This window comes from Sphingomonas sp. NPDC079357 (assembly GCF_044901155.1).
Taxonomy (GTDB): domain Bacteria; phylum Pseudomonadota; class Alphaproteobacteria; order Sphingomonadales; family Sphingomonadaceae; genus Sphingomonas.
This window is the reverse complement of the sequence record NZ_JBJDOM010000006.1, coordinates 130,272-144,116: the sequence shown is the minus strand read 5'-3', so window position 1 is coordinate 144,116 and position 13,845 is coordinate 130,272. Positions and strand designations below refer to the sequence as shown.

The following is a 13,845-nucleotide window of genomic DNA, read 5'->3' as shown; positions in this document are numbered from 1 at the left end:
GGGACCGGGACCGCACCCGATGGGCGCAGCCCGATCCCTCCCAATTCATCAAGGGCTTGCTAGCCGATCTCTCAGTGAGTGACCAGATCAAAACGATCCGCGTCCATCACCTTCGTCCAAGCGGTGACGAAGTCGGCCACGAACTTGTCCTTGGCGTCGTCACAGGCATAGACTTCCGACAGCGCGCGCAGCTGCGAATTGGAGCCGAACACCAGATCGGTGCGCGACGCGGTCCACTTCTGCGCATGCGTCGTGCGATCGGTGCCGACGAACTCCTCGTCACTCTCGTCGCTCACCTGCTTCCACGCCGTGTTCATGTCGAGCAGATTCACGAAGAAGTCGTTGGTCAGCTGACCGACCCGCGTCGTGAACACGCCATGCGCGCTGCCCTGCGCATTGGCGCCGAGCACACGCAGACCACCGACCAGCACCGCCATCTCCGGCGCGGTGAGGCCGAGCAGCTGCGCACGATCGACCAGCAACTCCTCGGTCGGCACGTTGAACTTGACCTGCAGATAGTTGCGGAAGCCGTCCGCCTTGGGTTCGAGCACGTCGAAGCTCTCGGCGTCGGTCTGTTCCTCCAGCGCGTCGGCGCGGCCCGGCGTGAACGGCACGGTCACGTCATGTCCGGCGTCCTTCGCCGCCTTCTCGATCGCGGCGCTGCCGCCGAGCACGATCAGGTCGGCGATCGACACCTGCTTGCCGCCAGTCGTCGCGCCGTCGAAATCGGCCTTCACCTGTTCGATCAGGCCGAGCACGCGGGCGAGATTCTCGGGATCGTTGACTTCCCAATTGCGCTGCGGGGCGAAGCGGATGCGCGCACCATTCGCGCCGCCGCGCTTGTCCGACCCGCGATAGGTCGAGGCCGACGCCCAGGCGGTCTTGACTAGATCCTGCACCGACAGCCGGTCGAGCAGCGTCGTCTTGAGCGACGCAATATCGGTGGCGTCGATCAGCGGGTGGGTGACCGCCGGAATCGGATCCTGCCAGATCAGGTCTTCCTGCGGCACCTCGCTGCCGAGATACCGGATCTTCGGCCCCATGTCGCGGTGGGTCAGCTTGAACCACGCGCGCGCCCACGCGTCCGCGAAGTAAGCGGGATCGGCGCGGAATTTCTCCATGACCGCCCGGTACTTCGGGTCGACCTTCAGCGCCATGTCAGCCGAGGTCATCATCGTCGGCACCTTCTTGCCCGGCGTATGCGCGGCGGGGGCGAGCGTGTCGTCGGGGTTGCCGACCGGCTGGAACTGGTGCGCGCCGGCCGGGCTCTTCACGATCTCATATTCGTGATCGAGCAGCATGTCGAAATAGGTCATGTCCCACGTCGTCGGCGTCGGGGTCCACGCGCCCTCGATCCCGGAGGTGATCGTGTGATCGCCCATGCCGCTTTCGTGCGTCGACGCCCAGCCGAGTCCCTGCGCAGCGATATCGGCGCCTTCGGGCTCGCGACCGACCAGCTTGGGATCACCCGCGCCATGCGCCTTGCCGAAGGTGTGGCCACCGGCGGTGAGCGCGGCGGTTTCCTCGTCGTTCATGCCCATGCGCGCGAACGTCTCGCGCATGTCGCGCGCCGAGCCCATCGGGTTCGGGCAGCCGCCCGGGCCTTCCGGGTTGACGTAGATGAGGCCGTGCTGGATCGCGGCGAGCGGGCTTTCGAGCGCCAGTCCGGCTTCCTCGTCGATGCGGGTCTGGCCGAGCCATTCCTCCTCGGTGCCCCAATAGACGTCCTTCTCGGGCTCGAACACGTCCTTGCGGCCGCCGCCGAAGCCGAAGGTGGGGCCGCCCATCGACTCGATCGCGACATTGCCGGCGAGGATGAACAGATCGGCCCAGCTGAGCGCGCGGCCATACTTCTGCTTGATCGGCCAGAGCAGGCGGCGTGCCTTGTCGAGGTTGCCGTTATCCGGCCAGGAATTGAGCGGGGCGAAGCGCTGTTGCCCCGCCGACGAACCGCCGCGGCCGTCGCCGGTGCGGTAGGTGCCCGCCGAGTGCCACGCCATGCGGATGAAGAACGGGCCATAATGCCCGTAATCGGCCGGCCACCACGGCTGGCTGTCGGTCATCAGCGCGGTCAGGTCGGCCTTGACCGCCTTCAGGTCGAGCTTGAGGAATTCGGCGGCATAGTCGAAGTCGTCGCCGAACGGATTGCCGCTCTTGCCCTGCTGGTGAAGGATGTCGATCGACAGCGATTCCGGCCACCAATCCTTCGACGTGCGCCCGAGCAGCGTGCGCAGCGCAGCGGGCTGCTTCTTGGGATCGTTGATCGGGCTACCTTCGGTGATGGCGTCCATGTCTCTTCTCCTCTCGCGACCGGTGTCGGGGTCTGCCGCTGCCCAACGCACGGGCGCGCATCACCATTCCGGTAATCTGTGACACCCGTAGTAGAGGACGAAGATTGATCGGGAAAATGCGAAAAGTCGGACGGTATGATCGACGCCGTCGATCAGGGGGCGGCGTGGAGCTTGCCTTGCCGGATCGCGCCCGAGGCAGGCAGCGCGATGCCATGCGGCGGCACGTCGTGGCGGACCAGCGCGCCGGCTGCGATCGTCGCGTCATGGCCGACGGTGATCTCGCCGGTGACGATCGCGCCGGCGTAGATGATCGTGCCGTCCTGAATGACCGGATAGACCGCCTCGTTCGCGGCGCGGCGGCCGAAGGTCACGTTTTGATAGACGGTGACGTCGGCGCCGATCACCGTGTCCGCGCCAATCACGATCCCGACCGGGTGTGGCAGGCGCAGACCGGGGCCGATCTTCGCCGTGGGATCGATATAACAGCCATAGCCGAACACGATCCGCCGCCAGACCAGCTTTTCCACCAGTCGCCAGAACGGCCCGCCCTTCAGATAGGCAAAGCGCATGACGCGGTAGAGCGTGACGACCGCGAAGCCGGGATTGAGGAACCAGCCGATCAGCGCGCCCTTCACGCCGTGGCGCGACGCGTTGGCGTAGAGGTCGCGCCGCCAGCTCATCGCGCCGCCACCGCCGCGATCGCGTCGGTGTAGGCGGCGCGGTTCTCGGCGACGATCTTGTTCTCCGCGAACCAGCCGAGCGCCTGCGGGTCGCTGAGCCCGCCCGCGCGCCACGCAGTGGCATCGCCGAGTGCGGTGTCCATCGCGGCGGCGAGCGCCTCGACATCGGTGGGTTCGTAGGTGATCGCGTGCGCCGCCAGATCGGCGATCTCGGGGATGCCACCTGCCTCGGCACAGATCGCCGACAGGCCGTAGGACAGCGCCTCGATCAAGGTGCGCGGCAACGGCTCTGGCCAGACCGAGGCGATCAGCACCGTGTCGATCGCGCGGTAGAAGTCGCCGGCCTGCGAGAAGCCGAGCCATTCGATGCGCGGATCCGGATAGCGCGCCTTCAAGTCGGCGACATATTCGGGCACGCCGACCCCGGCGATGCGCAGCCGCCAGTCCGCACGCGTAACGCGGGTGGTCGCCTCCAGCACGACGTCGATGCCCTTTTCAGCCTCGATGCGGCCGATGAAGCCGAACACGAACGGCGCGTCCGGCGCCTTGGTGTCGCGCGGCTGTTCGTCGAGCGGCACGATGTTGAAGATGCGCCGCGCGGGCACGCCCGGGAAATAGCCCTCCGCATGGTGGCGGCGGATGACGTAATCGCTGTTCGAGACGAGCTGGTCGACGCGCGCCGATTCGGTCTTGCCCGGCGCGGTGAGCACGCGGCATTCGAGGCAGCGCGTCGTGCAGTTCGCGCCGTTCTTGAACAGCGCCGAGCGGGTGCACATCACGCCATAGTCGCGCAGCGTCTGGACGAGCGGCAGCTTGCGCTGCTTGATCTCGCGCCAGATCGCCGGGCTGAAGCCCGTGATGACGTTGCAATGGACGACGTCGGGGCGGACCTCGTCGAGCAGCTTGCCCAAGCGACCCGCGGCGGCGCGGTTCCAGCGGTTGCGCGCGTGCCATTGCAGCCGCTTCAGCTTCGGCTGTGCGGGCGCAACGGGATCGTAGGGCCAGTAGATATTGTCGATTGGCAGGCGACGCAGCGTCACGCCGTTCTTCACCTCGGTGACGGGCGCAGCGATGTCGTCGAGCGTCGCGACCACCACCTCGTCACCGGCGCGGACCAGCGCCTCGGCGAGCAGCGACACCGACTTTTCCGCCCCGCCGATCTTGTGTGGCGGATAGAGGACGTTGACGATCAATATCTTCATCGCGCGGCGACCTTCGCGCAGGCGTCGGCGAGGATCTTTGCCGAGCCGCGCCATGTGTAGCGTGCGACGCGCTGCGCGCCCTTCGCCAGCCGGTCACGGCGCAGCGCGCCGTCGTGATCGTCAAGCAGCATCGTCATCAGCCGCGCGAGCGTGGCGTCGTCATGCGGCTCGAAATAATCGGCGGCGTCGCCGCACACTTCCTGTACCGCGGGCGCGGTGCTGGCGAGCACCGGGCATTCGTTCACGAACGCCTCGAGCGGCGGGATGCCGAAGCCCTCGTAGATGCTCGGGAAGATCAAGGCGCGCGCGCCCTGCATCAGCCCGGCGACTTCGGCATCGTCGAGCCGGCCGGGCAGGAGCACGTCAGCGCCCGGCTCGGGCAGCCCGGCCGAGCCGAACACCGAGCGGTCCATCCGCCCGACCGCGACCAGCTTCGCGCTGCCCGGTTCCAGCCGCGCCAGCGCGCGCAGCGCTACCGCCAGATTCTTGTTGCGGGTGAGGTTGCCGAGCGTGAGGAAATAGCCGCCCTTGCTCAGCCCCAGCCGCTCGACCACGCCCGCGTCGGGCGCGATCGACAGATGCTCGGCACCATTCGGGGCGACGACGATGTCCTTCGCCGCGACCGGCAGCACGTCGGCGAGTTCGCGGCGCGAGAATTCGGAGACGGTCGCGACCACCGCGCGGCGCGCGAGCAGCCGGTCGAGCCAGCTGTGCGCGAAGACATAGGGCTTGCTGAAATGCTCGGGATGGCGCTGGACCGCGGCGTCGTGGATCACCACCACCTGCCGGCGCAGCGCGACCGGGCCGGTCATCGCGAGGCACAAGGCGGTGCCGCGGCTGGCGGCGCGGGCGTAATCGACCTGGTCCCAGTAATGGCCGGCGCGCTTGCCGATCGTGCGCGTCTCGATGTGGCGCAGCGGCAGCGTGCGCGCGCCCGGCGGGGTGAGCAGGACGTAGCGCGCCGGGAGCGCACCGTCGCCGGCGAGCGCATCGAGTGCGGTGACGATCTCTTGCGCGTACCGCTGCACGCCGCTGACCGGCTGCGTAAGGAAGCGGCCGTTGATGAAGACGGTCTGCATCAGCGCGTCCCGACCAGTTGGCGGTACAGTCGCTCGGTCTCGTCGATCATGCGCATTCCATTCACCTCGTTGCTGCGCCGCGCGGCGGCGGCAGCCATGGCGGCACGCGCCTCCGCATCGGTGCCGATCAGAATTGCGGTGTCGACCAGCCGGTCGACCACGGTTTCGTCGTTCGGCACGATCACGCCGCAGCCGGTGTCGCCGATCACGTCCTGCGCGCCCGCCACGTCGGTGGTGACGATCGGGACGTGCGCGGCGAGGCTTTCGAGCAGGACATACGAGAGTCCCTCGTAGCGGCTGGTCATCATCACCGCGTCAAAGGCAGGCAGATAGTCCTGCGCCTTGGCGGAGCGCTTCCAGATGAAGCGATCCGCCATGCCGGACGTGGCGAGGTCCTGCTCGACCGCCTCGGCGCATTCGCCGTCGCCGAGGATCACCGCGCGCAGCGTCGGCACCTGCGTCATCGCGCGGCGCATCGCCTCGACGAAGCGCTCCGGCGCCTTTTGATACGAGAGGCGTCCGACGAATCCGATCACCGGCGCCTCGTCGGGGAGGCCTAGCGTGGCGCGGGCCTGCGCACGCGTTACGTCGGGGATGGTGATGACGCCGTTGCGGATCAGGTGGCAGCGGCCATCGGCGATGTGCAGCTTGCGCGCGAACGCCAGCTCCTCGCTCGATACCGCGATCAGCGCGTCGGTGCGCGTCGCGCCCAGGACGATCTCCGCACCGTTGAACAGGATGCGCGCGGGCAGCGACGCGCCACCGTCGAGCCCGCGAAAGGCATGCGGTGTATAGACACGCTTTGCCGCGCCGACGTCGGCGAGCCGGACCAGCGCGCCCGCCTTCGAGCTATGGCCATGGACAATGTCGAACGGCCCCGCGCGGCGCACCGCGGCGCCCAGCGCGCGCGCCGAGGCGACGTCGTGCAAGCCGAGCGAGCGGTGCATTTCCAGCGGCTCGGCAGCGATCGGCAGCGCAGCGATCTCGGCAAGGTGCCGCGCCTCGGCCCGTACCGCCGAATAGATCAGGTGGACGTGATGACCGCGCGCCTGAAATGCGCCGGCCAGATCGAGGACGTGGCGGCTGGCACCGCCGCCGCCCGCCTCGATCACCAGACAGATGCGCAGCGGCGCGCCCGTCTCCGTCATGTCGCCACCGCCGCCACGCGGTGCCGGTCGCATTGCCGCGACGACATTCCACGCTTGGGCACAACCCGTTGCACCAGCTCAAACTCCCTGCCGTATCATGAACACGGCCGCTCGTTCCGGCGGCAGCTTCGCACGCGGCGCCTTCTAGCCGCGTGCTTCTGCCGCGCGCAAGCGCGTAACGATCGGCAGGTCTGTCAGCGGGATGCGTCGGCGGTCACGTCCGCGGTGGTCGAGGGGTCGATCCACACGCCGGTGCCACGGGCGACATAGGCGCCCTTGGCCGGAAGCCGAGCCAGCCCGCCCGACACATCGGCCCTGTCCGCCAGCATCCGCGCCGTGCCCGGCTGCCGCCCGAAGCGCGTGCAGCGATTGTCCTTCAGCACGACATCGGCGGCATTCGACACGGCGATACAGCCCTGGTCGACGCCGTCGATCTGGTTATCGCGGATCAGCAGCCCGGCATTGAGCGGCCCGGGGGCGAGCGGCGCCTGACCGCCGGGGCCATTGCCGGCCAGCTCGCCAAAGACGGTGATCGCCGCCCACACGCGGCCGGGGCGCGTGTCCTGCCCGGTATCCGCGATCCGATTGCCGGCGACGACGACGTTGTAGGCCCCCGCGCCTTCCTTCCATGCCGCGCTGGTGAGCAGCCGGATCGCATTGTAGCGCAGGCCGGAGAATTGATTGTCCTGGATCAGCCCGTTCGGCGCCTGCGCCAGCACGCCGTGGCAGATGCAATCGGCCATGCGGTTACCGACGATCGCATAACGCTGCGCCAGCAAGTCCATGTTGCGCGCGAAGCGCACCGTGCCCGCCGACACCGGCGCGGCGAAGGTGGCGCGCATGCGGCCGGCCGGGTCGCGCGGCGTGCGCGAAGCGACCTGCGCCGTACCCACCAACTGCAGCCCGGCGTCGAACAGCGCGAGCCGCGCGCCCGGATAGACGCGCGCCGACACGCCCGACAGCGTCGCGGTACGCCCGTCGGGATCGACGCTGGCATCGATGATCGGCCCGGCGATGTTGATCGCGTCATCGCCCATGCCGGTGAAGTCGCTGTCCTCCACCAGCAGGTCACCCCCCGCCGCGGTGACGTGGAAACCGTCATAGGCGATCGCGCTGCCCCCCGCGCCGCCCAGCGTCGCCCCGACGATCGCGAGGCCGCGGTCCATCAGATCGACGGTGATCCCGCTCCCCGCCGAATCACGCACCGTGACATGATCAAGCGTGATGTCGTGCGAGACCGGCTTGTCGCCCGGATCGCCAATCCGGATCGCACCGCCCTTGTACCAGCTCAGCTTCACCTGCACCGGCGTGCCGGGGGCAAAATCGCCAAGTCCGCCCGCCAGTCCGCCGTCGCGTTCAAGCGCCTTGCCCTGCTTGCCCATCAGCATGCGCGCGCCCGCCGGGCCGGCCGCTGACACCTGATAGACCGGTGCGCCGACGTCGGGCGCGGCGCCCGCGAAAGCGAGCCGCCCGCCATCGACCCGCGCCTTCACCACCGGAGGCCGGGCGTAGCCGACCGACAGGCCGCGCAGCATCAACCGCGCCGAGCGGGTGATGAGGATGCCGTCACCCCATTGGCCGAACACTAGGTTCGCGCCCTTGCCGTCGATCAGCACGTCGTTGAGTCCGTCCAGCGCCAGCGCCGGCGGGCCACCGGCGATCGGCCAGGTGCCGGGCAACAGCCGCAGCGTGCCGCCGCCCGCCGCGCGCAGCCGCGCCAGCGCCGTGGCGATCGCCGGTCCGTTGTCGCCGGGTGCGGGATCGAGCGCGATCGTCGGTCGGCCATCGAGCCGCGGCGCGAGGACCGTGACCGTCACCGGGCGACCGTCCGCGCCGGTCCAGCTCCGTCGCAGGCCATCGCCGCTGACTGGCGACTGCCGCGCGGCGGTGGCGAGCGACGACCAGTCGGCGGTGGCGCTTTGCGATGGCGCGGGCGAGCAGCAGGTCGCGATCAGCACGGCGAGCGGGGCGGAGAAGCGGGACGCAAGAACACGAGGCATTTAACTCTCCACGGCAGAGGCATCATCTACATAGCGCATTCGTCATGACGGCGTGACGCCGGCATATTGCGGATTAACGGTTGAACACGCCGCCTCGTCGCAATTCTTTCAAGTGTCCCACAACGTCGCCATCCGGCATGGTTGCGCTAGTGGTGCAGCGCACGCTAATAGCGGCCTCCAATCAGGCCAACACCCAAGGACCAGCACATGGCGCTCGTAGGCGGAGACCGACTGCCGTCCGCACGGCGCGCGCCCGCGGGGCGCGCATCCTTTGTTCCTTACGGTGCCCGGGCCCGGGCATTCGGCGGAATGTTCGCGATTCATTTCGCGTTGGGCGCAATGGTGGCTTTCGGCGCGGCAACAGCGCCGTCGGCAGCGTGGGCCTATCTCGCGCTGGTGCTGTTCGGCACGATGTCGTTCGGTATGCTGCGGACCTCGCCCGCGACGTTCCTGCTGTTCGTCCCGCTGATCGCGTTGCGGATTACCGAGTTCATCTCGGGAGCCGCGATCGAGGGAGGCGCCTATATGGTCGAGACCGAGATCACCGGGCGAGCAACGGGAGCGTTTGCACGACTGTTCCTGATCTACGTGCTCTTTTTTCTGACCGCCACAATCGTGGTTGAGGCATCCTGGCCCCGACTGAAGGCGCTGTTCCGCGATGCGCCGACGCGGTGGCAGCCCCAGGGCCGGGTAATCTGGATCGGGCTGCTGGTGGTGATGACCGCGGCGACGCTTTATCTGGTCCGGCTGGGGATCAACAACGGTTTTCCACTAATCGGGCATCTCGACCGCTTCGAATACCTGCGCAAGATCGACTCGCCGATCTACTCGGGGTGGATGACGAACCGGCCGGTGCTGGTGCCGTTCATCGGTGCGCTGTTCTGCGTGCCCGGCTATCGGATGCGTGGTGCGCTGGTGCTCGTCTGGCTGCTGGCCCTGTCTGTGCTGTTCGGCGAAAAATTCACCTCCTTGCTGATGATACTTAGCATCTTCTCGATCCCCGTGGGGCTGGTACATATTGCCAACGACCGTTCGATCCCAACCGGCGCGATCGGCGGGATCGCTGTCGCGGTGGTGGCGGTCACGGTTCCGGCGGTGCTGGTCGCTTACGGCGCGCTCACCAATTTCGACGCTGCCGTGCAGAAGTATGGGCAGCGCGTCGCCTTGCAGGGGCAGCTTTGGTACGTTGCCGATGACAAATACTTGGCCACCACGCGGCTGGACGACCGCGCGATCGGTGCCGATGTCGCCTCATGGGTGAAGCCCGGCGAGCAAAACGCGGACGGTGCGGGAACGCGGTTTGGGCTCTATTACGTCATGCAGCGCTTCACCGCGTCGCGGCTGCTTGGCTGGGCAATGGAAGGCGGGACGGGGTTCGTTTTCTCGCTTTATCCCTATTTGCTGATGACCATGGGGATTGTCGGACTGTTGTTCGTGTCGTCCATTCTCGCGGCATTTCACGCCTTCGTGATGCGTATGGTCGCGCAGACGATCGCGGAGGGCAACTGGATTGCCTCGATCCTGTTCGGAAGGGCCATGAGTTCGCTGTATGGCGGCTACACGACCGGCTTCATGTGGAACTTCTTTGGCATCAAGAATCTGGTCACCATTGCGGTCGCCTTGTTTCTGACCTGGGAAGGGCAGCGGCGGGACAGCCGCGTGCGCCAGATGATGCAGGCCTTGTCGCGCCGGCGCTGATCCCCCGGCCGCGCGAGCCGAATGGAAGCCGGCGCACGGCAGTCCGCTCGCTCGAATAGTTAAATTGCCATAAACCCTACTTATAAAGGTGATCGTGGGGCGTGCTTGATATCGGGGGATATCAAGCATGGGTGGGAAGTATTCGACATGTTGACGTCCGTTTACAATGCTTTCAGCGTTGATGATTACTTGAAGGATCAGGCCTGGGCCGGCGGACGGCTCGATGCGATTCAGTTGCATGGCGGTACTGCGGGCTGGAAAGACTGGCTGTCGTCGGTGCAGTGGCAGGCCGACATGTTCGCCAATCAGGACGTGTCGATCATGTGGTCGATCCCGCTGATCCCGTACGGCGCCAAGCTGGGCGACGCGGCCGCCGGCAAGTATGACGAAAATTTCCTGGCAATGGCCAAGCAACTGGCCGCGGCGTCATCGGGCGACGACAAGATTTACGTCCGGCTCGGCTGGGAATTCAACGGCAAGGGATGGAATTCCTCGTCCGCGGTAGGTGAGCCGGAAAATTATGCGGCGGCGTTCCGCAAGTTCGTCGATGCTGCGCGGTCGGTGTCGGACAAGTTTGTGTTCGAATGGTGCCCGGGGCTCGACGTGTGGGATATGAATCCCGAGGCGGCCTATCCGGGTGACAAGTACGTCGACGTGATCGGCGTCGACATGTACTATAATACCGCCTGGCACGACAAGGATCCGGTCAAGGCGTTCGACTGGTTCATCAAGCAGCCTTACGGTCTGCAGTGGCAGCAGGACTTCGCCGCCGCGCACGGCAAGCAGACCGCAATGGGCGAATGGGGAATCAACACCGATTCTCCCGAGTTCGTGAAGCTGGCCATGCAGTGGATGGCCGATCATGACATGGTCTATCAGAACTATTGGGACTCGAACGCCGCCTTCCCTGGCGAGCTGAGCAAGGGCCAGTACAAGAAGGCCGCTGCCGAATATCTGTCGATGGTCGACCAGCTGGCGACGCCCGCCGATGCGGTGACGCGCGTGTCCTCTACCGACAACCACCTGCGCGACGGCGAAGTGGCGCTGACGCTGATCGGCGACGCAATCCGCGGGTCGGGCAACGCCGACCACAACGTCATCACCGGCAATGCGATGGACAATGACCTGTTCGGCGGCGCGGGCAACGACAAGATCTATGGCGGCGCCGGCAACGATCGCCTCGACGGTGGCACCGGCGCCGACGTGCTGGTCGGCGGAACCGGCAACGACACCTATATCGTCGACAATGTCGGCGACAAGGTCGTGGAGCGGGCCGGCGAGGGGATCGACACCGTCTATTCCAAGATCGACTACACGCTCGGCGACAATGTCGAGAACCTGTACCTCGTCACCGGTGCGACCAAGGGCACCGGCAACGCGCTCGACAATGCCATCTACGGCACTGCGGCAAATGACGTGCTGAGCGGCATGGACGGCGACGACACGCTCAACGGCTATGCCGGGGACGACGCGCTGTTCGGCGGCAACGGCAATGACAAGTTGTTCGGCAACGAGGGCAACGACTATCTCGACGGCGGCACGGGCGCGGACATCATGGACGGCGGCCTGGGCAACGACACCTATGTCGTTGACGATGCCGGCGACGTGGTGCGCGAATATGCCGCGGGCGCAGCCGGCGGGATCGACACCGTCTACAGCTCGATCGACTATACGCTGACCGCCAACGTCGAGCACCTGTACCTGACGGGCAATGCGCGCGTCGGGACCGGCAATGCGCTGGCCAACGGGCTGAACGGCAGCGCGGGCAACGACATCCTGCACGGCATGGGCGGCGACGATTACCTGTGGGGCAACGCCGGCAACGACCAGCTGTTCGGCGACCAGGGCAATGACTGGCTGTACGGCGGCGAGGGCAACGACCGGTTGGACGGCGGAACCGGCGCCGACACGATGCAGGGCGGCGCAGGTGACGATACCTATATCGTCGACAATGCCGGCGACGTCGTGATTGAAAGCGCGGGTAAGGACAGCGGCTACGACACGGTCTATGCCTCGGTGAACTACACGCTGACCGCCAATGTCGAAGCGCTGTATCTCAGCAACAATGCGCGCATCGGCACCGGCAACGCGCTCGACAATGCGCTGTACGGCACCAACTTCAACGACACGCTGTCGGGACTGGCGGGCAACGACGTGCTGAAGGGCTATGCCGGCGACGACACGCTGCTGGGCGGTGCGGGCGACGACATCCTCTATGGCCATGAGGGCAACGATTATCTCGATGGCGGTACGGGAGCGGACACGATGGAAGGTGGCGTCGGCGACGACACCTATGTCGTCGACAATATCGGTGATCGCGTGATCGAGTATTACACGAATGGACAGGGCGGGAACGACACCGTACTGGCGTCGATCGATTACACGCTGGGCAACAATGTCGAAAATCTGACGCTGACCGGCAATGCCATCAACGCGACCGGCAATGCGCTCGATAACGTCATTCGGGGCAACGTCCGGGACAATGTCATCACCGGCGGCGCGGGCAATGACACGCTGTACGGCGGTGGTGGAGCGGATCGGTTCGTGTTCGCGTCGGGCTCGGGCAAGGACGTGATCGGCGACTTCGGCACGGGCGATCGCATCGACCTCGACGCCTATCGCTTCTCCGCCGCGCCTTCCGTGACCGACGTCCAGGGCGGCGCGCTGATTGACCTGGGGGGCGGCGACTCGATCCTGGTCTCGGGCGTCTCGGCCAGCCACCTGGCGTTCACCGGCGGCGGGTTTGGCTTCGTCTAAGGTGTCCAAACACCCGCGCGGGCGACAACAACCGTTCTCCGCGCGGGTGGTTCCCGGGTCGGTACACACCGTCCAAAAGCGTCCCGAAGTCGGGCAGCATTAATAATAAGCCTTGCTTGTCTGGATCATAGCCACTCTCCATTCGTAGGCGCACAAGTTGCGTAGACAGGGGTGTTGATGATGCAGACAGTCTGGAAATGCGCCGCGGCGGCGCTGGCCGTGGCGGCAGTACCGGCCGCGGCGGCGCCGACCACGGTGACGGTAACGGGCAAGGTAATGAACGGCTACGATCCGGTCGGGACGTTCGGGACGGCCGGCGCGGATCTGGCTGGAAAGGCGTTCAGCGCAATCTTCACGGTCGAGAGCAAGCCTGACAGCACGCTGACGAGCACCGCGACCTCCGCGTATCTCTACGGTCGTGGCGCGGCATCGCCAGTGAGCGCAGCGCTGACGATCGGATCGGCGACCTACAATTTCGCCGGGTCGTTCAGCGGCACCGCGCGCGTTTCCGACGCGGCGGGCAAGGGCGGCACCGACATGATCTACTACATGGCGGAGGACACCGATCTGTCGCTGCTGCCGCCGGACAACACGCTGTTCTACGTGTTTTTCGATTCGCTGAGCAACCTGCTCAGCCGGCCCGATTTCACCTCGTTTGACACCGTTCGTCCGGGTGCGGCCGATGCGGGGCAGGGCCAGGCACGGATCGCGAACTACGATCCGGTCACGGGCAAGTTCGGACAGTCGACGATCGCCAATCTTTCGATCGACACGATCCGCGCGGATGTCGCCTCGCCGGTGCCGGAGCCGGCAACCTGGGCGATGATGGTCGCCGGCTTCGCGATGGCCGGCGTCGCGCTGCGCCGCCGCCGTGTGGACGCGCGGGTACGCTTCGCCTGACAGGCCATTTCGCGACGCGCTGACGCGCGAATATGATGTCGGCTCGCTTTCCCGTCTCGCTAGTTTCGGCAACAGATCGAAGCAGCGAGG

9 protein-coding genes are annotated in these 13,845 nt (G+C 66.5%); 3 read left to right on the top strand and 6 right to left on the bottom strand.

The genetic code is table 11. The annotated features are described in order from the left end of the window. Positions 1–71: 71 nt before the first annotated feature. The 6 genes from katG to ACI2JO_RS16365 all read right to left on the bottom strand — a co-directional run bounded on the left by katG (position 72) and on the right by ACI2JO_RS16365 (position 8,400). Positions 72–2,291 (bottom strand): catalase/peroxidase HPI, encoded by a 2,220-nt coding sequence (gene katG, locus ACI2JO_RS16390; RefSeq protein WP_404721680.1) that lies wholly within the window; start codon positions 2,289–2,291, stop codon positions 72–74. A 152-nt stretch (positions 2,292–2,443) separates the two neighbouring features. Then, complete coding sequence (locus ACI2JO_RS16385) at positions 2,444–2,971, bottom strand: serine O-acetyltransferase (RefSeq protein ID WP_404721679.1); 528 nt, start codon at positions 2,969–2,971, stop codon at positions 2,444–2,446. Then, complete coding sequence (locus ACI2JO_RS16380; protein WP_404721678.1) at positions 2,968–4,173, bottom strand: glycosyltransferase family 4 protein; 1,206 nt, start codon at positions 4,171–4,173, stop codon at positions 2,968–2,970. Before ACI2JO_RS16380 ends, ACI2JO_RS16385 begins: the two co-directional genes overlap by 4 nt. Then, on the bottom strand, positions 4,170–5,252 hold the full coding sequence (locus ACI2JO_RS16375) for a glycosyltransferase family 4 protein (protein ID WP_404721677.1): 1,083 nt from the start codon (positions 5,250–5,252) through the stop codon (positions 4,170–4,172). The genes ACI2JO_RS16380 and ACI2JO_RS16375 overlap by 4 nt, the downstream gene beginning before the upstream one ends. Beyond that, positions 5,252–6,400: a glycosyltransferase gene (locus ACI2JO_RS16370; RefSeq protein ID WP_404721676.1), complete on the bottom strand. Its 1,149-nt coding sequence runs from the start codon at positions 6,398–6,400 to the stop codon at positions 5,252–5,254. Before ACI2JO_RS16370 ends, ACI2JO_RS16375 begins: the two co-directional genes overlap by 1 nt. A 194-nt stretch (positions 6,401–6,594) precedes the next feature. Further along, entirely contained in the window at positions 6,595–8,400 is a 1,806-nt protein-coding gene (locus ACI2JO_RS16365; RefSeq protein ID WP_404721675.1) for a right-handed parallel beta-helix repeat-containing protein, read from the bottom strand. 309 nt (positions 8,401–8,709) lie between these two features. Between ACI2JO_RS16365 and ACI2JO_RS16360 the strand changes: the two genes are divergently transcribed. From ACI2JO_RS16360 to ACI2JO_RS16350, 3 genes are all read left to right on the top strand, one after another. Next, positions 8,710–10,098 (top strand): DUF6418 domain-containing protein, encoded by a 1,389-nt coding sequence (locus tag ACI2JO_RS16360; RefSeq protein WP_404721674.1) that lies wholly within the window; start codon positions 8,710–8,712, stop codon positions 10,096–10,098. 147 nt (positions 10,099–10,245) lie between these two features. Continuing rightward, positions 10,246–12,855: a glycosyl hydrolase gene (locus ACI2JO_RS16355; RefSeq protein WP_404721673.1), complete on the top strand. Its 2,610-nt coding sequence runs from the start codon at positions 10,246–10,248 to the stop codon at positions 12,853–12,855. Between the two features lie 177 nt (positions 12,856–13,032). Further along, positions 13,033–13,755 carry a PEPxxWA-CTERM sorting domain-containing protein gene (locus tag ACI2JO_RS16350; RefSeq protein ID WP_404721672.1) on the top strand — a complete coding sequence of 241 codons (723 nt, stop codon included), beginning with the start codon at positions 13,033–13,035 and terminating at the stop codon, positions 13,753–13,755. Positions 13,756–13,845: the final 90 nt, after the last annotated feature.